General features: G+C 66.1%; 22 protein-coding genes. 11 read left to right on the forward strand and 11 right to left on the reverse strand.

The window, feature by feature from the left end:
* Positions 1–59 precede the first annotated feature (59 nt).
* The 4 genes from ACWZHB_RS28130 (at position 60) to ACWZHB_RS28145 (ending at position 3,111) form a co-directional block, all read left to right on the forward strand.
* A complete protein-coding gene (locus ACWZHB_RS28130; protein WP_427904785.1) occupies positions 60–752 on the forward strand; it encodes a hypothetical protein in 693 nt (230 codons plus the stop codon).
* The gene (gene lhgO / locus ACWZHB_RS28135; protein WP_427904786.1) at positions 749–1,966 is read left to right on the forward strand and encodes an L-2-hydroxyglutarate oxidase; all 1,218 of its coding nucleotides are present in this window, start codon (positions 749–751) and stop codon (positions 1,964–1,966) included. Before ACWZHB_RS28130 ends, lhgO begins: the two co-directional genes overlap by 4 nt.
* Before the next feature lie 70 nt (positions 1,967–2,036).
* Positions 2,037–2,516, forward strand: a complete 480-nt coding sequence (locus ACWZHB_RS28140) for an SRPBCC family protein (RefSeq protein WP_427904787.1) — start codon at positions 2,037–2,039, stop codon at positions 2,514–2,516.
* A 10-nt stretch (positions 2,517–2,526) separates the two neighbouring features.
* Complete coding sequence (locus ACWZHB_RS28145) at positions 2,527–3,111, forward strand: ribonuclease H family protein (RefSeq protein ID WP_427904788.1); 585 nt, start codon at positions 2,527–2,529, stop codon at positions 3,109–3,111.
* A gap of 86 nt (positions 3,112–3,197) precedes the next feature.
* Here ACWZHB_RS28145 and ACWZHB_RS28150 read toward each other — a convergent pair whose 3' ends face one another.
* The 9 genes from ACWZHB_RS28150 to ACWZHB_RS28190 all read right to left on the reverse strand — a co-directional run bounded on the left by ACWZHB_RS28150 (position 3,198) and on the right by ACWZHB_RS28190 (position 12,704).
* Positions 3,198–3,965 carry a hypothetical protein gene (locus tag ACWZHB_RS28150; RefSeq protein ID WP_427904789.1) on the reverse strand — a complete coding sequence of 256 codons (768 nt, stop codon included), beginning with the start codon at positions 3,963–3,965 and terminating at the stop codon, positions 3,198–3,200.
* A gap of 127 nt (positions 3,966–4,092) precedes the next feature.
* Positions 4,093–5,271, reverse strand: a complete 1,179-nt coding sequence (locus ACWZHB_RS28155; RefSeq protein WP_427904790.1) for an MlaD family protein — start codon at positions 5,269–5,271, stop codon at positions 4,093–4,095.
* Complete coding sequence (locus ACWZHB_RS28160) at positions 5,268–6,356, reverse strand: MCE family protein (RefSeq protein WP_427904791.1); 1,089 nt, start codon at positions 6,354–6,356, stop codon at positions 5,268–5,270. The genes ACWZHB_RS28155 and ACWZHB_RS28160 overlap by 4 nt, the downstream gene beginning before the upstream one ends.
* An 8-nt stretch (positions 6,357–6,364) precedes the next feature.
* On the reverse strand, positions 6,365–7,465 hold the full coding sequence (locus ACWZHB_RS28165) for an MCE family protein (RefSeq protein ID WP_427904792.1): 1,101 nt from the start codon (positions 7,463–7,465) through the stop codon (positions 6,365–6,367).
* Positions 7,462–8,457 carry an MCE family protein gene (locus tag ACWZHB_RS28170; RefSeq protein WP_427904793.1) on the reverse strand — a complete coding sequence of 332 codons (996 nt, stop codon included), beginning with the start codon at positions 8,455–8,457 and terminating at the stop codon, positions 7,462–7,464. The genes ACWZHB_RS28165 and ACWZHB_RS28170 overlap by 4 nt, the downstream gene beginning before the upstream one ends.
* Positions 8,454–9,479, reverse strand: a complete 1,026-nt coding sequence (locus ACWZHB_RS28175; protein WP_427904794.1) for an MCE family protein — start codon at positions 9,477–9,479, stop codon at positions 8,454–8,456. The genes ACWZHB_RS28170 and ACWZHB_RS28175 overlap by 4 nt, the downstream gene beginning before the upstream one ends.
* Positions 9,476–10,975, reverse strand: a complete 1,500-nt coding sequence (locus ACWZHB_RS28180; protein WP_427904795.1) for an MlaD family protein — start codon at positions 10,973–10,975, stop codon at positions 9,476–9,478. The genes ACWZHB_RS28175 and ACWZHB_RS28180 overlap by 4 nt, the downstream gene beginning before the upstream one ends.
* A gap of 7 nt (positions 10,976–10,982) precedes the next feature.
* Complete coding sequence (locus ACWZHB_RS28185) at positions 10,983–11,846, reverse strand: MlaE family ABC transporter permease (RefSeq protein WP_427904796.1); 864 nt, start codon at positions 11,844–11,846, stop codon at positions 10,983–10,985.
* 3 nt (positions 11,847–11,849) lie between these two features.
* Entirely contained in the window at positions 11,850–12,704 is an 855-nt protein-coding gene (locus ACWZHB_RS28190) for an MlaE family ABC transporter permease (RefSeq protein WP_427904797.1), read from the reverse strand.
* A gap of 490 nt (positions 12,705–13,194) precedes the next feature.
* Between ACWZHB_RS28190 and ACWZHB_RS28195 the strand changes: the two genes are divergently transcribed.
* Entirely contained in the window at positions 13,195–13,863 is a 669-nt protein-coding gene (locus ACWZHB_RS28195) for a S1 family peptidase (protein ID WP_427904798.1), read from the forward strand.
* A 53-nt stretch (positions 13,864–13,916) separates the two neighbouring features.
* Here the strand turns inward: ACWZHB_RS28195 and ACWZHB_RS28200 are convergent, their stop codons facing one another.
* Complete coding sequence (locus ACWZHB_RS28200; RefSeq protein ID WP_427904799.1) at positions 13,917–15,374, reverse strand: MFS transporter; 1,458 nt, start codon at positions 15,372–15,374, stop codon at positions 13,917–13,919.
* Between the two features lie 30 nt (positions 15,375–15,404).
* Positions 15,405–16,034 (reverse strand): LppU family putative lipoprotein, encoded by a 630-nt coding sequence (gene lppU, locus ACWZHB_RS28205; protein ID WP_427904800.1) that lies wholly within the window; start codon positions 16,032–16,034, stop codon positions 15,405–15,407.
* A gap of 183 nt (positions 16,035–16,217) precedes the next feature.
* Here lppU and ACWZHB_RS28210 point away from each other — a divergent pair, with 183 nt between their 5' ends.
* The 6 genes from ACWZHB_RS28210 (at position 16,218) to ACWZHB_RS28235 (ending at position 23,346) form a co-directional block, all read left to right on the forward strand.
* Complete coding sequence (locus tag ACWZHB_RS28210; protein WP_427909326.1) at positions 16,218–17,378, forward strand: serine hydrolase domain-containing protein; 1,161 nt, start codon at positions 16,218–16,220, stop codon at positions 17,376–17,378.
* 36 nt (positions 17,379–17,414) lie between these two features.
* Positions 17,415–18,746, forward strand: coding sequence for a cytochrome P450 (locus tag ACWZHB_RS28215; RefSeq protein ID WP_427904801.1), 1,332 nt, complete (start codon positions 17,415–17,417; stop codon positions 18,744–18,746).
* A gap of 319 nt (positions 18,747–19,065) precedes the next feature.
* The gene (locus ACWZHB_RS28220) at positions 19,066–19,956 is read left to right on the forward strand and encodes a L,D-transpeptidase (protein ID WP_427904802.1); all 891 of its coding nucleotides are present in this window, start codon (positions 19,066–19,068) and stop codon (positions 19,954–19,956) included.
* A 265-nt stretch (positions 19,957–20,221) separates the two neighbouring features.
* Positions 20,222–21,133, forward strand: coding sequence for a carbohydrate ABC transporter permease (locus ACWZHB_RS28225; protein ID WP_427904803.1), 912 nt, complete (start codon positions 20,222–20,224; stop codon positions 21,131–21,133).
* Positions 21,130–21,996: a carbohydrate ABC transporter permease gene (locus ACWZHB_RS28230; RefSeq protein WP_427904804.1), complete on the forward strand. Its 867-nt coding sequence runs from the start codon at positions 21,130–21,132 to the stop codon at positions 21,994–21,996. Before ACWZHB_RS28225 ends, ACWZHB_RS28230 begins: the two co-directional genes overlap by 4 nt.
* Before the next feature lie 21 nt (positions 21,997–22,017).
* Positions 22,018–23,346: an ABC transporter substrate-binding protein gene (locus ACWZHB_RS28235; RefSeq protein WP_427904805.1), complete on the forward strand. Its 1,329-nt coding sequence runs from the start codon at positions 22,018–22,020 to the stop codon at positions 23,344–23,346.
* The last annotated feature ends 40 nt before the right edge of the window (positions 23,347–23,386 follow it).

The following is a 23,386-nucleotide window of genomic DNA, read 5'->3' on the forward strand; positions in this document are numbered from 1 at the left end:
TTCAACGATGCGGGCCCGTTCGTCTGGGTATACCCACACCCGCAGGAGGGAACCGCATCGTGACCGCACATCGACCTGGCCAGATCGTGCGCCTGTCCGCGATCGTCTGCTCCGGCGCTGCCAGCCTCTGCCTCACCGTGGCCGCGGGCGCCTACATCGTCAATCACATGCCGGAACTCGCGCCGCCGCCCGCGCAGGACTACGCGGGACCGGCCGCGCCGCCGAATCCCGGCCACCACCGGCCCTTTTCGATCGAGGACTCCGCACCACGCGGGAGCGTCGAGCTGGCCATGTCCTTCGGGGCGCCGACGCTGTCCACCGAACGGTCGGAGGTCGCCGCGACGCGCACGCCGATCACCGCGCTGCAGTCCGGTGTCGGTGCGCGACCTGGCAATTCGCCGCTGGCCGGACGGGTCGGGATCGGCGGCACGTATGTCGGCGCGCAAGTGCAGCCCGCCCGTAGTGACACCGTCGCGTTCACCGTGGACACCAACCTGGTGACGGTGGCGGCGAAATACCTCGGCCTGGCGCCTGATCCGGCCGCAGTCACCGCACTGCACACCGAGTTCGACTCGCGCCGTGGGGAATTGGTGTTCGTGCTGTCGGACCCCGCGCTCGGTAGCCACACGCTACGGGTGGAGCGAGTCGAAACACCGGCAGCCACGGAGCCCACGGTGACCGAGCCCGCCGCCGATCAAGCCGAGGCGCCGCGGTCGCCGACCGAGGAAGTGCCGACTACCGTCGGCGTGTGACTTCTCGCGGCACCTCGAGCGGTGCGTACGACTTCTGCGTGGTCGGCGGCGGCATCGTCGGCGTGGCCACCGCGCACCGGCTGCTGACCGCGTATCCCGATGCCACCCTCGTGCTCATCGAGAAGGAGTCCACGCTCGGCGCGCATCAGACCGGGCACAACAGCGGCGTCATCCACTCCGGGATCTACTACCCTCCGGACAGTTTGAAGGCGCGACTGTGCCGGGCCGGCGCGCAGTGGACCAAGGAATTCGCCGCGGCCCATGACATTCCGTTCCGTGAATGCGGAAAGTTGCTGGTCGCCACCGATTCCGCCGAACACGCGCGGATGCTCGCGCTGTACGAGCGCTCGATCGCCAACGGGGTGGAGGTCGAGGCGATCGATGCGGCCGAATTGCATCGGCGCGAACCCCGGATCACCGGTGTCGGAGCGCTTTTCGTACCCGCTACCGGCATCATCGACTACCCGAAGATCACTGCCGTATTGGCCGCGCAGATCCGGGCGATGGGCGGGGAGATCCGGCTCGACACCCAGGTCGACGCGATCACCGAAAATGTCTCAGCTGTCACGGTTTCGGGTCCGCGCGGTGCCGTCACCGCGAGCACGCTGATTGTCTGCGCGGGTTTGCAGGCCGACCGGATGGCTCGAAAGGCCGGGATCGACACCGACTTTCGCATCGTGCCGTTCCGCGGCGAGTACTACCGGCTCCCCGCCGAGCGGTCGGATCTGGTGCGCACGCTGATCTATCCGGTGCCCGACCCCGCGCTGCCGTTTCTCGGCGTCCACCTGAGCCCCACCATCGACGGCGAACTCACTGTCGGTCCGAACGCGGTGCTCGGGCTGTCGAGAGAGGGTTACCGCAAGGGCAGCGTGAACCGGCGCGACGCCATCGACGTGCTGAGCTTCGCCGGCGTGCGCCGGGTGGCCCGCGAGCACCTCACCACCGGCGTCCGCGAGCTCCGCAATTCGGTGTTCAAGCGCGGCTACCTCGCGCAATGCCGCAAGTACTGCCCCGAACTCACCACCGCCGATCTGCTCCCGTACCGCGCGGGTATCAGAGCGCAGGCGGTGCTCCGGGACGGCACGCTGGTGCACGACTTTCTCATCGAACGCACGCCGCGCTCGATCCATGTGCTCAACGCGCCTTCTCCGGCCGCCACCTCGGCGATGCCGATCGCGGAATACCTCGTCGAACAACTCTATTCCGCCAAATAAACAGGAGATTTGTAGTACTTTTAGGTCCTGTACGCATGGGCGATAAACCCATCCGGAGCAGGGAGGGCCGATGGGCCACATCAGGTTTGCGTGTGACGTCGGCGCACCGGTCGACGCCGCTTTCGCCTATGCCGAGGATTTCCGGCACGGACCGCGGTGGATGTTCGGCGTCACCGATGTCGCGTCGCTCGGCGAACCGGATCAGGGGCTGGGCGCCGCGTTCGCGGTGAAAGTCCGGTTGTTCGGGGTGATTCCGCTGCGCACGTCGGTGGAAATCACCGAATATCGGCGCAATGCGGTGATCGGGTATACCCTGCGTGGGCGGATATACGGAACCGTTACCCTGCGATTCGATCCACTCGGCTACGAACGGTCGGTGCTGACCTCCGAAGCCGACTATCCACCACCACGCGGCATGTTCGCCCGCCTGTGCCACCGACTCGGCCTCGCTGACGCGGCCGCGAGATCGGCACTGCGCCGAACGGAATCGCGGTTGCGAAGGGAGATAGAGGCATTCCACGGTACCGATCTTGTCGGCCGCATCGCCTAGGGTGGCGGTCATGATCATCGTGAGCACCGACGGGTCCTGCCTGCGCAATCCCGGCGGTGCCATCGGCTGGGCCTGGGTGAATCATGCCGGTCCCGCCGACAGTGGTGGCGCGGCCAGCGGCACCAACCAGATCGCCGAACTCCGCGGCGTGCTGGAGGCCATCCTCGCCCACCCCGGCGCCGAACCGATGCTCATCGAGAGCGACTCCCAGTACGCCATCAAGTGCGCCTCGGAATGGATCACCAGCTGGCGCCGCAACGGCTGGCGCACCTCCACCGGCGGCGCGGTGAAGAACGTCGAGATCATCAAGCAGATCGACCGCGCCATCACCGGTCGCGAAGGACCGGTGCGCTTCCGCTGGGTACGCGGCCATGTGGGCAACTATTTCAACGAACAGGCCGACAAATTGGCAGGCGAGGCGGCCAGGGCGGTCCGTGAGAACCCGGATCTCAGCCGCGAGCCCGCGCCCGTCGTGCCGGAACCAGCGAGGCTCCAGCGCCGGGAACCCGCGGCACCCGCCCCCATGAACACGGTCTCCACAGGGAAGTCGGTCGCATCCGATGCGCCAGTGGCAGGGACTCTCACCCTGTTCTAGGCGCGGTGCGACCGGAGTGGGACCGCACAACGAAACGCCGCGGGCGATGAATCTGCCCGCGGCGTTTCGGTTGTTGTCCTACCGGATCAGTTCCCCGGTGTCGGAGCAGGCGCCGGAGCCGGAGCCGGAGCGGGCACCGCCTCACCGGGCGCGGGCGCGGTCCCACCGGCAGCGCCGCCACCACCGTTCTTGAGCAGCGGCGAGTCCAGCTTGCTGACCAGCCACTTGTCACCGGAACGCTCGAGGCTCATCTCGATCGCGAACATCATCCGGTCGGGCTCGGTCTGGGTGAAGTTGGTGCGGTACTGGGTCATGGTGACCATGGCCTTGACGTCGTCGGTGCTGCCCGACATGTACGCGCACTGTACGTCTTCGCCGGTCGACTTGACCTGGGCCTGCACCATGGCGCCCTTGAGCGCCTCGCTGGCATCGCTGAACTCCTTGAGGTAGTCGCCGGTGGCGCCCGCCTTCATCGACGCGATGTAACCGTCGAGATCCTTGGAGTAGTCGTAGTTGGCCAGGATGGCGCCGTAATCACAGGCTGCCTTGGTCGACTCGGCGATGGCGTCGAGCTTCTCGGCCTTGTCGCTGTTCTGCAGGAAGAACACCACACCCGCGGTGATCGCGCCGACCGCGACCACACCGGCCACACCCGCGGCGATCCAGCCCGTCGAGCTCGATGCCGCGCTCGGGGCGGCCGGCGCCGGCGCCTCGCTCACGGTCTGTGCCTTGACAGTCGGCTGATCGACCTCGGGAGTCGCCGCCGCACCCTTCACGGTGTCGTCGGCCTTGGCCAGATCGGGCTTGTCTGCCGCGGCAGCATCGGACTTGCTCTGGGCATCGTCGCTGGTCATCGAATCAATCCTGCTCTTTCCCGGCGCACATATCGCACCGATTTCCGGTGTGTGGCCCGTGAGCCGGGCCACACGTCTCCCCGCGAGTATGCCCGGTCAAGCTGTGAACAGCCTGGCCGGGCAGCACTCACTTCGCGGGAATGGGCGTCCGTTCCCTCGGGTCGACGCCGGGTGGCATCTGGGCGCCGTTGTTGGGCACGTTCGGGCGCGGGGCGTTGGCCGAACCACGGATCTGCAGGTCGGCGCTCGGGTTGGTGCAGTAGTTCCACTTCGGAATACTGCCGTCCTGGACCTCTTCGTTGCGCCGGTACTCGGTGTCGTAGTTACACGTCGGACGCGGCCAGATGTCGATGATGGTGTGGAATTCACCCTCGTGCGCCGGAGCGCCGATCGCACCGAGACCCAGCGCCAGCGACGGGAACAGCACCCGCATGGCCGGCGTACGCAGCTGCGCCGCCTTGGTGATGGCCACGAAGTTGGCCGCCAGCGAGCTGATCGGATCGGCCGTCTTGTCCAGCACCGCGCCGAGCGACTCGAACTGACCCGGCGCGTTGTCGAGCACGCCCTGCAGCTCGGCATTGGCATTGTTGAACTGCGTGAGCAGCGCACCCGAATTCTGGGTGAGCGTCTGCAGATCGGGCTGGGCGTGCGAGGTGGTCTCGGCGATCACCCGCAGGTTGGCGATGAGATTCACCGTCTGCGGGAGCAGGTTGTCCAGACCCGCGACCACCAGGCTGACGCCGTTGATGAGGCCGCGCAGCTGATCGGGACCGGCGCCGAGCGCGATGTCGAGCTCGTCGAGGATCACGTCGAACTGCTGCGGATTCACCTGGGCGATCAGCGCGCTCGTGTCGTCGAGCACGGCCCACACCGGAACCGGTGTCTGGATCTGCTCCGGGCTGAACTTGATCACCGCGCCGTCGCTGAGGAACGGGCCGACATCGCTCTTCGGGCGGAAGTCGATGTACTGCTCGCCCGCCGCCGACAGGGCAGCGACCTGGATCATGGTGTCGACCGGGATCTTGAAGTCCTTGTCGATCCGGGTCTTGGCGGCGATCGCCTCGCCGTCGTTGATCAGTTCGATCGAGGTGACCTTGCCGATCCGGAAACCGCGCATGGTCACGTCGTTGCCCGGCTGCAGACCGCCGGAGCGGTCCAGGTTGACGGTGACGTCGTACTCGGAGCGCAGCGGATTCACCCGCATCACGTTGATCAGCAGGTAGGTCCCACCGAGGATGAGCACGACCACCAGTGCGCAGTTCGCCAGCAGGATCTTGCTGCTCGCGAACTTTTTCAGTCTGCTCATCGGTGGCCTCCCACTCGGCCCTGAACGACCTGCAGCACCTGGATGAAGCTGCCGACGAAATCGTTCACGTCTTTCATGTCCCAGAGCTTGCTGTTCGCCGGGTCGGTCAGCAGGCCGACATCGAGGTTGGTCAGCGTCGCGTACGGCGCCAGACTCTTGCCCTTCATCGTCTGGTTGGCACCGGGACGGATCGCGTGCAGTTGATCCATCACGTAACCGAAGTCGTCGCCGGTCGCGGCCAGCGCGTTCATCAGGTTGTCGAGATTGGTGAGCAGTTCGGACAGCTGGTCACCGGTGGTGTTGGAGTAGTCACCGATCGCGCCGGTGGCGGTGGCCAGCTTGGCGAGCAGATCGCCGATCGCCCGGTTGTTCTCGGCGATCGCGCCGATGGCCTGGGGCAGCGTGTCGGCCACCTGGCCGAGCTGACCCTTGTTGGCCTCGATGGTGTTGGCGAGGGTGTTGAACTCCGTGAGCACCGAGTCGACCTTGGTGCTGTTGGCGTTCAATTCGCCGATCACGCCGGTCATCTCGTAGATCAGATGCCCCAGCTCACCGCCGTGCCCGTTGAGGATCGAGCCGAGTTCGGTGCCGAGCCTGCTCAGGCTGGCGACACCACCACCGTTGAACAGCATCGACACCGACACCAGCAGCTCTTCCACGGTGGCGCCCGCCGACGTGGCTTCCAGGGTGAACGTGTCGCCCTCGACCATGTCGCCCGCGCCCGACGCGTTCTTCGGCTGGCTCAGCGAGATGAAGACGTCACCGAGGGGAGTGGCCTGGCGCAACTCCGCGGTACTGCCCTTGGGCAGCTTGAAGTCGGTGTTGATCTCCATGTCGACTTCGGCCTGGAAGTTCTTGGTCTTGATCGACGACACGACGCCGACATCGGAACCACCGACCTTCACCTTGGCCTGGTCGGGCAGGTTCAGCGCGTTCTCGAACTTCGCGTGGAGCGTGTAGGTCTCACCGCCGGTGCCCGGCTTGGGCAGCGGCAGATCCTCCACGGTGAAACCACAGCCGGTGGTGATGGCGACCGTGGCCAGTGCGGCCGCGGACAACATCGCGCGGCGGGCCTTCGTTGTCATACGTAGGGTCATTTCGTCAGTCCGAGCAGTGCGGCGGTGAGCCCGTAGTCGGGGCCGAAATCCTGAGCGTTTCCGCTGCGGCAACCCTCGGAGCGCATCTGGATCCGTTCGCAGAACACGCTGACGATCTCGCCCGAGAGCGTGGTACCGATCAGCGCCTGCAGGCGGACGAAGCCCTTTTCCTTGTTGATGGCTCCGTCGATGTTCTGCATGAGCAGCGGAACCACGTCCACGATCTCGACCATCGCGCCCGAGTTGGCGCGCAGCTGGTTGGTGACGTTGGTCAGGCCCGCCAGCGAGGCGGCCAGTTCGTCCTGGTGCCCGGCGAAGGTCGTCGAGGTGTTGTTCAGGAACTGGTTGAGCTGGTCGAGGGTGGCCTGCAGGCCGGGCGCCTGTTCGGCGAGCAGCCCCGACATGGCGGTCATCCGGTCGCTGAAGTCGCGCACCGACTGATCGTTGTCGGCCAGCATCGTCGTGAGCTCGTTGAGCTTGATGATGATGTTGGAGATGGCGTCCTTGTTGTCGACACCGACCTTCAGCGCGCCGGAGAGCGCGTCGAGGGTTTCCCTGATCTTCTGGCCGTTGCCGTTGAGCACCGGGTAGAGCACCCGGCCCGACAGCGGGCCGAGACCCTCCTGACCGGGTTCGGGCTTCAGCGCGGCGGCGAACTGGTCGATGGTCTTGATCATCGTGTCGAGTTCGACCGGCGTCCTGGTGCGCGCCTTGGGCAGGTGATCGCCGGACTTCAGCGTCTCACCGCCGGTGAAGGGCGGGCTCACCTCGATGTGCCGGTCGGTGACGATCGAGGGCGAGATGATCGCGGCGATCGCGTCTTTCGGGATCTTCACGCCCGCGTCGATGGTCATGTGGACCTCGACGTAGGTGCCCTTCGGCACGATCTTGTCGACCTTGCCCACCGCCAGGCCGAGGACCATGATCTCGTTGCCCTCGTACATGCCCGCGATGTTCTCGAAGTCGGCGGTGATCTTGGTCGAGCGGCCGAGCGCGTCGTCGAACTGGCTGGGCAGCAGCGAGCAGCTGCCGAGGGCCAGCGCGGTGGCGGTGATCATCATCGTCCGCGCGATGCGGAGCTTGTTGGTCAGTTTCATCCTTGGCACCCCTGGATCACCTGAACGAAGCACAGCCAGTTGTCGGGGAACACCCACGGCAGTGCGACCGAACCGTAGTTACCGTTGCCGAGCGCGTTGTTGAAGTAGCGCGCCGTCGGCTGACCGATCTGCAGCAGCTTGTCGAGATTGTCCTTGTTCTTCTGCAGGCCCTCGGCCATGGTGTTGAGCTGGGCGATCGTGCCGCCGAACTGGTCACCGTTCTCGGCGCCGATCTCCTCCAGCTGGCGGGTCAGCGTGGCGACATTGTCGAGCAGCTGACGCAGCAGGTTCTGCCGTTCCATCACCCGGTTGGCGATGGCCTCGCCCTGGGTGATCACGAGCAGGATCGAGTTGCGGTTGTCGGCGAGCAGCTGGGTGACCCGGTTGAGGTCCTTGATCAGGCTGTCCACCTCACCCTTGCGCTGGTCGACCACCTTGGCGACCGCGCCGACGCTGTCGAGCGCCTGGGCGACCAGCTCCGGCGAATCACCGAGCTGGGAGTTGATGGTGTTGAGCGAGGCGGCGAGCTTCTTGGTGTCGAGCGCCTCGAACTTCGGCGTACCGACCTGCACCACATCGGCGATGTTGTACGGAACGTCGGTGTTGGAGCGCGGGATCGTGTCGTTCTTCAGCCCCGATCCGTCGCCGGGCTGCAGGTCGACATAACGCGCGCCGAGCAGGGTCGCCATCTTGATCGCGGCGTGCGCGTCGGGACCGAGCTTCAGCGAGCTGTCCACATCGAGGGTGACCACCACGTGATCGCCCTCGATCTTGGCGCCGGAAACCGTGCCGACCTGCACACCCGAGACCGCGACCTTGTCGCCGGTCTTGATGCCCGCGGCCTGCACGAATTCCGCGTCGATGGACTGCTTTCCGAGTCCGATGAACTGGAAGATGCTCGAACCGACCAGCAGCAGCACGATGCACAGGCCACCGACCACACCCAGCCAGAAGTTGCGGTTACCGACGAACGCTGACTTGATCTTGCTCATCTGCACACCTCGGAATGGCCGTTGCCACCGATCTGGCTGAACAGGCCGCGCGGGAAGAGAACCCCGTACAGCGAGATGTCCAGGCCACACAGGTAGGCGTTGGCGTGGGTACCCTCCGACGTCATCCGGCCGAGGTCGGCGAGCATCGAGGGCATGTCGATCGCGACCTGGTCGAGCTTGGCGCCGTTGGCCAGCAGCAGGTTCAGTGCCGCGGTGGAGGAGTTCTGGGCCATCGCCAGCTTGGGCTGGATCTTGGTCATCATCCCGACCAGCGCGGTCGTCGAATCGGCGAGCGTGGCCGTGGAAGCCTGCAGCGACTGACCCTGGTCGTAGAGTCCGCCGATCAACGCCCGGGTCTGGGTAACCAGGGTCTCCAATTCATCCCCTCGCTTTGCCAACCCGGCCATCACCCCGGACAGGTTGGTGATCACGTCGGACAAGATCGCGTCGCGACGCTGGAAATCGGTGGCCAGCTGGGCGGCCTGAATGATGAAGGCCGACAACGACACTCCGTCACCCTGCAGCGCCTGGATCAAGGTCTCCGACATCGCGTTGACCTCGGCGGGCTCGAGCGCCTGGAACAGCGGCTGGAAACCGTTGAGCAGGGCCGAGATATCGAACGAGGGCTCGGTGCGATCGAGCGGAATGGTGGCACCGCTCTTGAGCGCCTCCGGGCTCGGCGTGCTGCCCGGAGTCAGCGCGACGTAGCGCTGGCCGATCAGGTTCTGGTACCTGACCAGCGCCTTGGTGTCGTTGAACAGGGTCTGGTCGCTCTGCACGATGAACGACACCTTGGCGTCGTTCTTGCCGTCGAGCTCGATTTTCTCGACCTTGCCGACGCGCACGCCGGCCATCCGGACATCGTCGCCGGGCCGCAGCCCGAGGACATCGGTGAAGATCGCGGTGTACTTGCGGGTGTCACCGTCGACCGTGCGGGCGAGTGTGTTCCACACGACCACGGTGACGAGCAGTGAGACGATCGCGAAGATACTGAACCCGATCAGCGGCTTGCGGATACTCATGCGCCACCCCCGTTTTCGGACACTTGCAGGGTTCCGCCCTTCAAAATCGGACCGAGCAGCAGATATTCGGACGCGTTCGGCTTGCGACCGAGCAGCTGAGTCATCGCCGCGTCACCGGTGTAGGAGATCGGCGTCGCGGCGGGCGTTGTCGCCGGAGCGGGCGCCGCGGCCGGTGCGGCCGCCGGAGCGGGCGCGCCACCCAGCACACCGGGCAGGCCCGGAATCTGGATCGGCGGAACGATGCCCTCGAGTGGCGTGCCCTGGAACGGCTTGATCTCGGTGCCGCCCGCGGTCTGCATCGGCGCGACACCGGGACTGGTCAGGCCCGGAATGTCGGGCATACCCGGGAGCGATACCAGCGGCGGCAGGCCGGCCGCGGAGTCGAGCTTGCGCGGACGCAGGTTGTCCGGAATCGGCGGCAGGGAAACCTCGGCCGGTGCGGTGAAGCAGCTCGGGCCGAGCAGGTCGCCGTAGCGCGGGCAGTCGGCGACGGTGTTGGGCCGGTAGGGCGTCAGCGTGAGGCCGGCGTTCCACACCATCTGCTTGCCGCTCGGGCCACCGTGGAAGGTGGTGTTGAGCTGAGCCAGCGAGGGACCGAAGACCCGGAACAACTCGGTGATCGAGGCGGGCTCGGCGGCCAGCGCACCGAGGGTGGCGTTCATGCCGACCGTAACTTCCTTACCCACATCGGGATTCGTGGCGAACAGGTCGTTCACCCGATCCGTGGTGGCGCTAGCACCGGCCAGCAGCGCGATCAGCTGTTCACGCTTGGTGGCGATGGTGTTCGCGGTCTGCACCGAGGAGCCGAGCACATCGAGCAGTTCCGGGGCCGACTGGTTGAGCGCGTGCGCGGAGTTGGAGAAGTTGTCCAGCATCCCGCCCACGTTCGGGCCCGCGTCGGCGACCGTGGTGAGCCAGTGGTCGAGGCGCTGGATGGTCGAGCCTGGGACCCGGCCGCTGCCGTCGAGTGCCTGGGTGAGCGTGCCGAGCACGCGACCGAGCTGCACCGGATCGACCTCGTTGAGGATGTCGCGCACCGTGGTGAGCGTGTCCTGCAGCGCGATCGTGCCCTGGCTGCGGTCCTCGGGGATCTGCGATCCCTCTTTCAGGTGCTGGCTGTTCGCGCCGTTGTAGACCAGCTCCACGGAGGTGACCGCGAAGAGGTTGGACGGCACGACGCGTGCGGTGACGGTGTTCGGAATGCCGTCGGCGAACTCGGGCTTGAGCTCGATGTTCACCTTCTGCTCGGCGCTCTTGCCGATCTCGACGTTCTTCACCACGCCGACGAGCACGCCGCGGAACTTCACATCGGCATCGGAGGGCAGGCCGTCACCGGTGGTCGACAGGTTCGCGACCACGTTGACCTTGGGGACGAAGTAGCCCTGGTAGCGGGCCGTGAGGAAAGCCAGGATTACGCCGAAGACGATCAAACCGGCAGTACCGGCCACGTACAACTGCTTCATGGTGGGACCGCGCCCACTGGGATCGATGATCATCGCGCGCTTACCCCGAGATCCTGATGCCGGGGTTGATGCCCCAGATCGCCAATGTCATGAGGAGGTCGGCGAACACGACCAGGATGATGCACATCTTGATCGCGCGACCGGCCGCCACGCCGACGCCTTCGGGACCACCCGAGGCGAAGAAGCCGTAGTAGCACTGGATGAACGTCGTGATCATGACGAAGATGATCACCTTGAGCAGGGAGTAGAGCACGTCCGTCGGCACCAGGAATTGGAAGAAGTAATGCGAGTAGGTGCCCGCCGCGGTACCGCCGATCAACTGCACGGTGACCGAGCAGGCCAGGTATGCCGTGGTCAGACCGACTGCGTACAGCGGCACGATCGCCATCACCGCGGCCATCATCCTGGTGCTGACCAGATAGGGCAGCGGGCGGATGGCCACCGACTCGAGCGCGTCGATCTCCTCGGAGATGCGCATGGCGCCCAGCTGTGCGGTGAACCGGCAGCCCGCCTGGGCCGCAAAGGCCAATGCCGCCAGCAGCGGGCCGAGTTCGCGAGTGGTCGCGAAGGCCGAGATCGCGCCGGTGATGGGGCTCAGACCCAGCAGGTTCAGTGAGGTATGGCCCTGAATGGCCACGGTCATCCCGCCGAAGGCGCTGATGATCAGGATGACGCCGATGGTGCCACCACCGACGACGATATTGCCGTTACCCCAGGTGACGTCGGAGAGCAGTCGCCAGATCTCCTTCGGGTACTGCTTGAAGGCCAGCGGAATGGAGCCGACCGAACGCAGGAAGAAGAAGACCTGATGGCCGAGGCGGGCAAGCAGGTCGCCGGGCGCCTTGCTCGCTTTCTGCAGCGACCGGATCGGCCGCAGTAGCGGAGGTACGTAAGTAGATGACATGGCTCAGACCACCTGTGGGGGGAATACGGCGGAGTAGATCTGGGTGATCGCCACGTTGACACCGAGCAGCATGACGGTGGAGCTGACCACCGCGGAGTTCACCGCGTTGGCGACACCACCGGGACCGCCGCGAGCGTTCAGGCCGCAGTCGCAGGCGATGATGGAGGCGATCAGACCGAACAGCACCGACTTCAACAGCGCCACCGCGAGGTCGCGGGTGACCGCGAACGAGGCGAAGGTGCTCATGTAGGAGCCGGGCGTACCGCCCTGGGCGAAGATGTTGAACATGTAGCCGGTCAGGAAGCCGACGAAGACGACGAACCCGCAGAGCAGGAAGCTGACCAGCATCGCGGCGCCGAGGCGGGGAGCCACCAGGCGGCGCAGCGGGTCGACACCCATGACCTTCATCGCGTCGATCTCTTCACGGATGGTGCGCGAGCCGAGGTCGGCGCAGATGGCCGAACCGACGGCGCCCGCGATCATCAGCGCGGTGACCAGTGGGGCGCCCTGCTGAATGATGCCGAGGCCGTTGGCCGCGCCGATGAACGAGGTCGCACCGACCTGGCCCGCGACCGCGCCGACCTGGATCGAGACGATCACCGCGATCGGAATGGCGACCAACAACGTCGGCGCCGCGGCGACACTCGCCATGAACGCGGACTGCCGAACGAACTCGTCGAAAGGAAAGCGCCGACGGAAGATCGCGACGAACAACTCCGTGATCGCTTCGATACCCATCGTGATCTGTCGACCGAAGGTTTCCAGCGACTTCTTCGGGTGGTCGTCCCAAAGGCCCTTCGTCCAGTCGACAGCCTCGCTGACTCGTGAACGTGTGGGCGGACTCTCGGTCGACTGCACTGCATAACCCCTCTCGACGTCGGACCCTCAACGCCCCGACGACTTGTTTGCTTGACGCACCTTACTACGGAGTAGCGCAGAACACATCACCGACATGTGAGCGCTGTCATAGATAGAGGTCACTGTCCGAAACGGCTATGAGACACGTCATCCCGGACCTTACAACGCACAATTGTCGGCGTTCCGTGGATTACGCATGTAGCTGTTTCCCACATGGTTTCCCAGTACCGGCGGTCGCGCTCGAGGAATTTCGCGGAACTTTGTCATTCATAACGAATCCCTCGCCGAATTATCTGAACAAATCACGTGTGAAACATTAACGACGCGCCGGGACACGATTTTCGATAGAGGATCGCTATCATCTTCGACCGCCGCGTCGGACCGGATTCGGCCAGCAACCGCACCGGTCCGGGGGCGCGCCCGGGACCGAATACAGGCACGATAGACAGACCGTATTGATATCGTGCGAACTTCCGACATCTGGAGGGACATGTTCAGCAAACTCGCCAAGGTGGCCAACGCCGCCTTCGCCGTCGCGCTCGGTGCGGCTCTGCTCGGCACCGGCGCGGCCACCGCGCAAGCAGGCCCCCCGGTGATCGGCGGCGGCTCCGGCATCGTGATCGACAACGCGTTCGAGTGCACCGTCACCACGGTCGGGCACGATGGGGCAGGCAGGCTGGTCGGGCTCACCGCGGGTCACTGCGGTGACGCGGGCGCGACGGTCAGCGCGGAGGTGGACCGGGGCTACGGCGAGATCGGCCGATTCGCGTACAGCAACAATGAACTCGACTACGCGGTCATCGAGTTCACGCCGGGCCGGATCACCCCGGTCAACCGGATCGGCAATGTGAGCATCACCGGTGTCGGCGGGCCCGCGCAGTTCCCGACGATCGTCTGTAAGGAAGGCCGGACCACCGGCAACACCTGCGGCATCACCTGGGGCGACGTTTTCCAGACCAATACCGAGACCTGGTCGCAGATGTGCGTGGTCGAGGGCGATTCCGGCGCGCCGGTCGTCGTCGGGTCGACGCTGGTCGGCATGGTGAACGCCTACCTGGCCATGGCCTGCATCGGGCCCGAGGTCGGCACGAACATGAACTCGATCATGGACGACGTCAACGCCCGCGGCGGCGTCGGTGCGGGTTTCCACCCGATCTAGGTCCCTTCTCGTCGGGGGTGTCGAGCGGGTCGCGTGGTTGTCCACGCGGCCCGCTATTTGGTTGTGGCCTGTGGGATCGTCGGGGCGAGCGCCGGTCCGTCGGCGCCTGCGCAGTGCGGCAGGCAGTCGACGCGCTCGGGCTCGGGAGTCTGGCGGGGCACGCGCAGCAGGACCGCGGCGATGCCCGCACCGAGCAGAAGGAGCACCGCGCACCAGCGCATCGCGGTGTCGAAACCGGCCGCGAAGGCGACCGGATCGCTGAACGCGCCCGACAGCCCGGCCAATCCCGGCAGCGCCGCCACGGCCAACAGCTGCGCTGTGCGCGCTACGGCGTTGTTCACTCCCGACGCGATGCCCGCCTCGCCCTCCCGGACCGCGCCGAGCACCGCGCCGGTCAACGGCGCGACCATCACCGACAGCCCCAATCCGAAGACGAACACGCCCGGCAACACATCGGTGAGATAGTCCGCGTCCGCCCCGATCCGCTGCAGCGCGAACACCCCGCCCGCGGCCAGCAGCGGGCCGATCGTCATCGGAATCCGTGGCCCGTGCCGCTGCGCCCACCGCCCCGCGGGCGCCGAGAGCACCAGCATCAGCAGGGTGACGGGCAGACCCGCGGCGCCCGAAGCCATCGGCGAGTACCCGGCGACCAGCTGCAATTGCAGGACCAGCAGGAAGAAGACGCCACCGAGCGCGGCATACACGAGCAATGTCACCAGGTTCGCGGCCGTGAACACCCGCGACCGGAACAGCGACGGCGGTACCAGCGGATTCGGGCTGCGCAGTTCCACCAGCGCGAAACACACCAGCGCGCCGAACCCGATGGCCACCAGCACGACCCGCGCATCGATGAGTCCCAGGGTGAGCGCACCGAGCGCGAACGCGACGATCACCGCGCCGGGCACGTCGATCCGCGCCGGCGCTTGCGGATCACGGCTCTCCGGCACGTGTTTCATCGCGACGACGGCGACCAGCAACGCGAGTGGCACATTGAGCAGGAAGATCGCCCGCCAGCCGACCAGATCGATCAGCCCACCCCCCAGCAGCGGCCCGAACGCACCGGCCACGCCACCGAGCCCGGACCACAGTCCGATCGCGCTGCCCTGATCGCGCCGATCCAGCGAGGCCGAGATCAGCGCCAGACTCCCCGGCGTGAGCAGCGCGCCCGCCACACCCTGCAGCAACCGCGCGACGACCAGCATCTCGATGTTCACCGCGAGCGCGCACAACAGCGAGGTGATCGCGAATCCGATGATGCCCCAGACGAATACGCGACGACGGCCGAGGCGGTCGCCGAGCGAACCGCCGAGCAGGATGAACGAGGCGAGGGTGAGCGTGTAGCCGTTGACGGTCCACTGCAGGCCCGCGACATCGGTGTGCAGCGACTCGCCGATGCGTGGCAGCGCCACGGAAACGACGGTAGCGTCCAGCGACGCCATCGACGAGCCGAGGATGGTGGCGAGCAGGATCCAGCGACCCGTCGCCGACTTCAGCCGAACCGTCTCGGTCACGACTCCAAGTTAGCCGCCGTGCCTGCCTGGTTACAGGCTTTCCACGCAGACGACCATCTTGCGCTCGGCGTATTTGAAGCCGGAGTCGGCGGCGTCGGGGCAGTCGTCGACGCTGTCGGAACTCTTGTTGATCGTGATCACCTTGACCGGTTCGGTCCCGCCCTCGGTGCACTCGATGCGCTTCGGCTCGTCGCCGCCCACGTCGATGCAGCCGCCGACGACCCAGTCGATGTCGAGGCACAGCGCGCCGGTCTCGACGCCGTTGAGCGTCTCGGCGTAGAAGTTGTCGCGGTCGCCGACACAGCCGCTGCTGGTCTTGGCCTTGGCGATGACCTTGTAGTTCGACGACCGGCTACCGCACGCGGCCTTCTCGATAGTCGCGTCGTTGACCGTGCCGCCGAGCGACACGCAGTCACCGATATTGGCCTGGAAGTCGGTCTTGCCGCCCTTGCTCGAGGTCGGCGCGGGCTTGCTGGTGGTGGGTTTGCCGGTGGTCTTGCCCGGCTTGGTGGTCGGCGTCGCGCCACTCGTCGCGGGGACGACGTCGATCGCAGGCTGGGCGTAGCCATCGATGGTGCCTCCACAACCGGTCGAGACGAACGCGGTCACGGTGATGGCGATCGCGCCGACGAGCCGGCCGATGGGCAAATCTGCAAACACACATTGTGAATACACCACTCGAGGCACCCGCGTCGACTCCAGCCCGGCGGGTCCGCGCCTGCGATACGCTCGGTATTCCGGTCGCCACGTGCGGCGCAGGGCCCCCGATCACGGATCAGGAGGTGAGGCGTGAGCAGTACCCCATTACCGGGACCGGTCGGTGATTTCGCGGCGCCACGGCAGATGGTGGTCGATCCGCGCTTCATCCGGCTCGCCGATCATTTCTTCGGGATGTTCTCCCAGCCGAGTCGCGGCGGCGGTGCGCTGGCTATCTATCTGGACGGCGCACCGGTGGTCGATATCTGGGCGGGCTGGGCGGCCAAGGATCAGCGCTGGACCGGCGAGAACATCGCGCTCACCTTCTCCACCGGCAAGGGCGTCGCCGCCACCGTGCTGCATCGGGTGGCCGAGCGGGGGCTGATCGATTACGACGAGCCGGTGGCCACCTACTGGCCCGAGTTCGGGTCGCACGGCAAGGACGACATCACCGTGCGCGACGTGCTGTCGCACCGCGCGGGTCTGCACCGGGTGCGTGGGCTCGTGCCAGGTCGCGAGGGCATTCTCGACTACGGGGCGGTTGTGCGCGCGCTCGCCGAGAGCCCCGCCGACCCGCGCCGTATCCGAAGTTCCGGCTATCACGCGATCACCTTCGGCTGGCTGGTCGCCGAGATCGTGCAGCGGGTGACCGGCGACCCGTTCACCGAGGTACTGCGCCGAGAAGTGGCGCGGCCCTTGGGAATCGACGAGTTCTGGTTCCAGGTACCGCCGGGCGAACGGCATCGGATCGCGAAGATCTTTCCGCATCTGGCGCCACCGGGGATTCGCTGGAACACCGCGTCGTCGGTGCTGTCGTGGGTGCGGCCCGCGCGCGGGCTGGCCGAGGCGGGCATGCCGGAGAGTTTCGACGAGCTGGTCCGCGACCCGCGCGTGCACGATGCGGTGATGCCCGGCTGGAACGGCGTGTTCTCGGCGCGGGCGCTGGCCAGAATGTACGGCGCGCTCGCCAACGGTGGCCAGGTCGGCGACGTGCGGTTCCTGCGTCCGGAAACCATCGAGACGATCAACCGCACCCAGCAGACCAGCAGCCGCGACTACGTCCTCGGCCTACCGCTCCGGTTCACCCTCGGCTACCACCGCCCGGTCCTGATGACCAAGCAGCAACCACGAAACGCGTTCGGCCACTACGGGGTTGGTGGGTCGGGCGCCTACGCCGATCCCGATCTCGGAATGTCGATCGCGTTCGTCACCAATCGGCTGGGTGGTGCCGTCACCGCACTCGGCGACGCCCGCCTGGCCAAACTGGCAGCGATGGCGCAGGGCACGGCGCGCACGCTGCGAGGGTGACCGAACCCGCACCGGAGGTGGGCCGTAGTAATAGGCATGAGTTCGCCGAGCCCCGCCGCTCCACGCTGGTCGCTGCTGCACGGCTTGGCTGCCGGCCGGGATTTCGCGGGCTACCTGCGCCGACGGGCCGCGCGTAGTGATCCGTTCGCGGTCGGGTTCCCCGGGTTTCCCGAGGTGCTGTTCACCGGAACAGCCGAGGGCGCGCGCGAACTGTTCCGGGCGCCCGCCGCCTCGCTCGAGCCGCCGCTACCCAATCCGATCGAGCCGATGGTCGGTGCCGCGTCGCTGATCCTCAGTTCCGGAACGCGGCATCGCACGGATCGCGCGCTGCTTGCCCCCGCGCTGCACGGTGCGCGGGTGCGGCCGCTGGGGGAGGTGATCCGGAATGCGACGCTGCGCGAAATACACTGCGGTACAGCCGGTCCCTGGCAGCTCGGCACCCGCATCGATGCGCTCGAGGCCACCCGCGCCATCACCTTGCGGGTCATTCTCGCCGCGGTGTTCGGTCCTGGTTCCGATCGGGCCGCCGAATATGACGGTGTGGTCGCCGATTTCCTCGCCGCGTTCACCACGCCGCTCATGGTGGCACCGGTATTACGCCGTGGCATAGGCGGTTTCGGGCCGTGGGAGCGCTTCACCGCGGCACGCGAACGGCTGGACACCCTGCTCCTGGCCGACATCGCCGAGCGGCGCCGCACCGGTCCGGCCGACGGCGACCTGCTCGACCTGCTGCTCGCCACCCGCTACGACGACGGCACCGCCCTCACCGACACCGAACTCTGCGAACAACTACGCACCCTGCTCGCCGCCGGCCACGAAACCACCGCGACCACCCTCACCTGGGCGCTCTACCACCTGCACCGCGAACCCGGCCTGCTCACCCGCCTGCTCGCCGAACTACCCGCCGCGGGCGACGACCCCGCCGAACAGGCCCGTCTTCCGCTCCTCGACGCCGTCTGCCAGGAGACCCTGCGACTGCACCCGCCGGTGCCGATCGTGTTGCGCACCCTGACAGCGCCGTTGCGCTGGCGCGGGTTCGACGTGGCGGCGGGCGCCACCATCGGCCTTGCCGTCGGCGTACTGCACAGCCAGCCGTCGACCTGGCCCGCACCACACCTCTTCCATCCGGACCGATTCCTCGACCGCAAGGTGAGCCAGTTCGAGTTCGCGCCGTTCGGCGGTGGTCACCGGCGCTGCATCGGAGCGACGCTGGCCGACTACGAACTGCGGATCGTGCTGGCTACGCTGCTGACCGAGGTCCGGTTGACCCTCGAACCCGCGCTGGCGCTCGGCAGACGACCGCGCGCCGTGCCGCGCAATCTCGCGACCGCGCCGGATCGGGCGATCCACTTCACACGGACGGGGTGATCTGCCTCACTCGACGTTTGGGACTCACACGGATGTGTTTCCCGGCTGTTCATCCGCACCGCGATCGACTCGCCGCTGTGAGCGTGGCGTTTGACGAAAGGCACTGAATCACAGCGCGTTATGTGACTCACGGCACATAGTTGCGGCTCTGTTATCACCGCGCAACGCGGCTGGCACCAAGACGGCCGGTACGGGTAGTAATGGAAGGTCAGGGTCGGGGAATCGTTACCTCGCAGAGACCCGTCGCGGCCTCTGCGGTCAATGAGAACAAGCGTCACTGAGTAGATCTCGCGCCGCCGCATGCGGAACGAGAGATGGAATGGACGAGAAACCTATGCACTACGAGGCAAATATGCGGCAATCGCACTGGCTCCGCCGGGGCCTGCTGCTGTCGGCGGCGATCGCAGCGACCGGCGCACTGGTCGCCGTGCCCGCGCAGGCTCAGCCGACTCTGCCGGGCTTCGGCGCCGGTTCCAGCCAGCCCGCGGTGAACGAGCCCGCGCAGCAGGCGCCCTTCGCGCCGCCGAACATCAACATCGCCGACGGCGAAACCGTCGGCGTCGCGCAGCCGATCGCCATCACTTTCCAGGAGCCGGTCGAGGACCGCGCGGCCGCCGAGCGGGCCATCAAGGTCACCTCGAGCGCCAACGCGCCGGGCCACTTCTACTGGACCTCCAGCAAGCAGGTCCGCTGGAAGCCCACCGAGTTCTGGCCGGCCAACACCGACGTGACCGTGGTCGCGGGCGGCACCACCAGCTCGTTCCGCATCGGTGACGCGTTCGTCGCCACCGTCGACGACGCCACCAAGATGATCGTCGTGACGGTCAACGGTGAGGTCGTCCGGGAGATGCCGACCTCGCTCGGCAAGCCCGGCTACGAGACTCCCAACGGCACCTACATCGTGGGTGAGCGGCTCGAGAAGATGACGATGGACTCGTCGACCTACGGCGTGCCGGTCACCGATCCCGAGGGCTACAAGCTCGAGGTCGAATACGCCACCCGCCTGTCCAACAGCGGCATCTTCGTGCACGCCGCCCCGTGGTCGGTCGGCCAGCAGGGTTACTCCAATGCCAGCCACGGCTGCCTCAATGTGAGCACCGAGGACGGAAAGTGGTTCCTGGAGAACACCCGTCGCGGCGATGCGGTGATCATCACCGGCACCCAGGGCGGAACCCTCAGTGCGGGCGACGGTCTCGGCGACTGGAACTAACGCACTGAGCTCATCCGCCTCTCCGCGTATTCTGGCCAGACTCAGGTGGGTTGGTTGTCGGCGACGCGGCCGACAGTCGGGTGACTGCGGAGTCAGCCGGTTCCCGGTGAGTTACCCATGTACTCACTGAACGAGGGCCGAACAATACGATCAAACGGGTCGTGTTGTTCGGCCCTCTGTTGTAATCGGTTCTGTGCGTCCGATGTTCAGAAAATCGGCGGGCAGGGTTAACCAACGGTTCGCCATGCGCCGTAAAGCTGCCGCGGTGCGAAAGAGTCCAGAGCGGGTACTCCCCGGGAGAAGCCGTCCGTGGCAGGACTACGCGCTGTTCGTAGTACTCGTGGTGCCCAACCTGGCACTGCTCGGCCTGTTCGTTTACCGGCCGCTAGCCGATAACATCCGGCTGTCGTTCACCGACTGGAATATCGCTGAGCCGGTGGCGAATTCGGTGGGGTTCGACAACTACATCGAATGGTGGCAGCGCGACGACTCATGGAAGGTCGTCAGCAATACGGTGATCTTCACCGTGGCGGCCGTCGTGGTCAGTATGGCGCTCGGTCTGGCGCTGGCCATGCTGCTCGATCGAAAGCTGTTCGGGCGCAATGTTGTTCGATCGGCCATTTTCGCCCCGTTCGTGATTTCGGGCGCGGCGATCGGTGTGGCTTTTCAATTCATCTTCGATCCGAGTTTCGGTCTGGTACAAGATGTTCTGCACCGGATCGGCGTCGACAATGTGCCCGATTTCTATCAGGACCCGCAGTGGGCCCTGTTCATGGTGACGATCACCTACATCTGGAAGAACCTCGGCTATGCCTTCGTGATCTATCTGGCCGCGCTGCAGGGTGTGCGCGCCGAATTGCTCGAAGCGGCCGAAATGGACGGTGCGAGCAGCTGGACCAGATTCACGAAAGTCCTTCTGCCCCAGCTACGTCCGACTACCTTCTTCCTGTCGATCACCGTGTTGCTCAACTCCCTGCAGGTCTTCGACATCATCAATGTGATGACCCGCGGCGGCCCGCTCGGCAACGGCACGACCACGATGGTGTTCCAGGTGTACGAGGAGTCGTTCCGCAATTTCCGGGCCGGCTACGGCGCCACCGTGGCCACGATCATGTTCGTGGTGCTGCTGGTGGTCACGTTGATCCAGGTGCGCGTGATGGATCGAGGCGAACGATGAAACACATAGGCCCGCAGACCCTTTCGTACCAGCGCCGTGAACGCGCGGTCACCCTGCTCGGCTACGCGGCGATGGTGTGCGTGCTGATCATCGTCGGGGTCCCGCTGTTCTGGATCCTGATCACCTCGCTCAAAGACCGCTCCGACATCTACACCCAGCCCGCGGTCTACTGGCCGAGCACCTGGCGTCCGGAGAACTACAGCCATGCCACCACCACGGTGCCGTTCTGGACGTTCCTGCGGAACTCGATCATCGTCACCGGCATCGTGTCGGTGGTGAAGTTCGCGCTCGGTGTGTTCAGCGCGTACGGCCTGGTGTTCCTGCGCTTTCCCGGCAAGAACATCGTGTTCCTGGTGATCATCGCGGCGCTGATGGTGCCCAACCAGATCACCGTGATCTCCAACTACGCGTTCATCGCCCAGCTCGGGTGGCGAAACACCTTCCAGGGCATCATCATTCCGCTCTGCGGCGTCGCCTTCGGCACCTTCCTGATGCGCAATCACTTCCTGTCGCTGCCCGGCGAGGTGATCGAGGCGGCACGGATGGACGGCGCCAACTGGTGGCGGCTGCTCACCCGCGTTGTCCTGCCCATGTCGGGGCCGACGATGGTGGCGTTCGCGGTGGTGACGCTGGTCAACGAGTGGAACGAGTACCTCTGGCCGTTCCTGATGGCCGACTCCGCCGATGTCGCGACGCTGCCGGTCGGCCTGACCCTGCTGCAGAACACCGAGAACCCCAGCGTCACCAACTGGGGGCCGGTGATGGCGGGCACCGTGCTCACGATGCTGCCGATTCTCATCGTCTTCCTTGCCCTGCAACGTCACATGATCAAAGGCCTCACCTCCGGTGCGGTCAAGGGTTAAATCTCGAACAGGAGTTCGCCAGTGTCCAACTCACGATTCCCGGCGCTGAGTCGCCGTGGCTTCATCGGCCTGACCGGCGGCGTCGCCGCGGCCGCAGCCCTTGCCGCATGCGCGGGCACCGGCGGCGGATCCGGTGATTCCGGTGACGCCAACACCATCACCTTCTGGTCCAACCACCCCGGCACCTCCAAGGAGCTGGAGCTGGAGCTGATCAACCGCTTCCAGGCGAAAAACCCTGATCTGAAAGTGAACCTGGTCGACGCGGGCAAGAACTACGAGGAGGTGGCGCAGAAGTTCAACGCGGCGCTCACCGGCGGAGAGCTGCCCGATGTTGTTGTGCTGTCGGATGTCTGGTGGTTCAACTACGCGCTGAGCAAGGCGATCGAGCCGCTCGACGGGCATTTCGGCGCCGCGGGTGTGCAGCTGGGCGATTACGTCGACTCGCTCGCCGCCGACTACCTGTTCGACGGCAAGCACTACGCGCTGCCCTATGCCCGCTCGACCCCGCTGTTCTACTACAACAAGGACGTCTGGGCCAAGGCCGGTCTGCCGGATCGCGGCCCGAACTCCTGGCAGGAATTCGACGAGTGGGGCCCCAAGCTGCAGTCGGTCGTCGGCGGCGACAAGTTCGCCCACGCGTGGGGCGACGCCAAGAACTACCTCGGCTGGACCTTCCAGGGCCCGAACTGGACCTTCGGTGGCGCGTACTCCGATCAGTGGAAGCTGAAGTTCACCGATCCCGGCTCGATCGCGGCTGCCACCTACCTGCGTGACTCGATCAACGTCAAGAAGTACGCCGCCATCCGCCCGCAGATCGCGGTCGATTTCGGCACCGGCGTGGCCGCCTCGACCATCGCCTCCACCGGCGACCTCAAGGGCATCAAGAAGAACGCCGACGGCAAGTTCGAGGTCGGCACGGCCTTCCTGCCGCATCCGAACGGGCCAGGCGTCACCACCGGCGGCGCCGGTCTGGCCATCCCGTCGCGGATCTCGGACGCGCGAAAGGTGAACGCGCTGAAGTTCATCGAGTTCATCACCAACGGTGCGAACACCGCGTACTTCTCGCAGAACACGGGCTACATGCCGGTGCGCAAGTCGGCGGTCACCGACCCGAGCGAGGTCGACTTCCTGGCGAAGAACCCGAACTCCAAGGTCGCCATCGACCAGCTGGCCGTGACGAAGTCGCAGGATTACGCGCGCGTGTTCGTGCCAGGCGCCGACCAGATCATCGGCACCGGCTACGAGCAGATCGGCCTCCAGAACGCCGATCCCGCAACGGTCCTCGCGAAGGTCGCCGCCGACGTGCAGGCGATCATCGACCGGCAGATCACGCCCAAGCTGCCCAAGTAGTTCCCCGTGGGCCGGTGGTTCGTCGTGACCACCGGCCCGT

Source organism: Nocardia sp. FBN12 (genome assembly GCF_054031145.1).

What these genes read in the sequence shown, in the direction of transcription:
- ACWZHB_RS28140 (WP_427904787.1), top strand. Translation starts at nt 2,037, where the DNA reads ATGGGCCACATCAGGTTTGCGTGTGACGTCGGCGCACCGGTCGACGCC.
- ACWZHB_RS28145 (WP_427904788.1), top strand. Translation starts at nt 2,527, where the DNA reads ATGATCATCGTGAGCACCGACGGGTCCTGCCTGCGCAATCCCGGCGGT.
- ACWZHB_RS28150 (WP_427904789.1), bottom strand. Translation starts at nt 3,965, where the DNA reads ATGACCAGCGACGATGCCCAGAGCAAGTCCGATGCTGCCGCGGCAGAC.
- ACWZHB_RS28155 (WP_427904790.1), bottom strand. Translation starts at nt 5,271, where the DNA reads ATGAGCAGACTGAAAAAGTTCGCGAGCAGCAAGATCCTGCTGGCGAAC.
- ACWZHB_RS28160 (WP_427904791.1), bottom strand. Translation starts at nt 6,356, where the DNA reads ATGACAACGAAGGCCCGCCGCGCGATGTTGTCCGCGGCCGCACTGGCC.
- ACWZHB_RS28165 (WP_427904792.1), bottom strand. Translation starts at nt 7,465, where the DNA reads ATGAAACTGACCAACAAGCTCCGCATCGCGCGGACGATGATGATCACC.
- ACWZHB_RS28170 (WP_427904793.1), bottom strand. Translation starts at nt 8,457, where the DNA reads ATGAGCAAGATCAAGTCAGCGTTCGTCGGTAACCGCAACTTCTGGCTG.
- ACWZHB_RS28175 (WP_427904794.1), bottom strand. Translation starts at nt 9,479, where the DNA reads ATGAGTATCCGCAAGCCGCTGATCGGGTTCAGTATCTTCGCGATCGTC.
- ACWZHB_RS28180 (WP_427904795.1), bottom strand. Translation starts at nt 10,975, where the DNA reads ATGATCATCGATCCCAGTGGGCGCGGTCCCACCATGAAGCAGTTGTAC.
- ACWZHB_RS28185 (WP_427904796.1), bottom strand. Translation starts at nt 11,846, where the DNA reads ATGTCATCTACTTACGTACCTCCGCTACTGCGGCCGATCCGGTCGCTG.
- ACWZHB_RS28195 (WP_427904798.1), top strand. Translation starts at nt 13,195, where the DNA reads ATGTTCAGCAAACTCGCCAAGGTGGCCAACGCCGCCTTCGCCGTCGCG.
- ACWZHB_RS28210 (WP_427909326.1), top strand. Translation starts at nt 16,218, where the DNA reads ATGGTGGTCGATCCGCGCTTCATCCGGCTCGCCGATCATTTCTTCGGG.
- ACWZHB_RS28215 (WP_427904801.1), top strand. Translation starts at nt 17,415, where the DNA reads ATGAGTTCGCCGAGCCCCGCCGCTCCACGCTGGTCGCTGCTGCACGGC.
- ACWZHB_RS28220 (WP_427904802.1), top strand. Translation starts at nt 19,066, where the DNA reads ATGGACGAGAAACCTATGCACTACGAGGCAAATATGCGGCAATCGCAC.
- ACWZHB_RS28230 (WP_427904804.1), top strand. Translation starts at nt 21,130, where the DNA reads ATGAAACACATAGGCCCGCAGACCCTTTCGTACCAGCGCCGTGAACGC.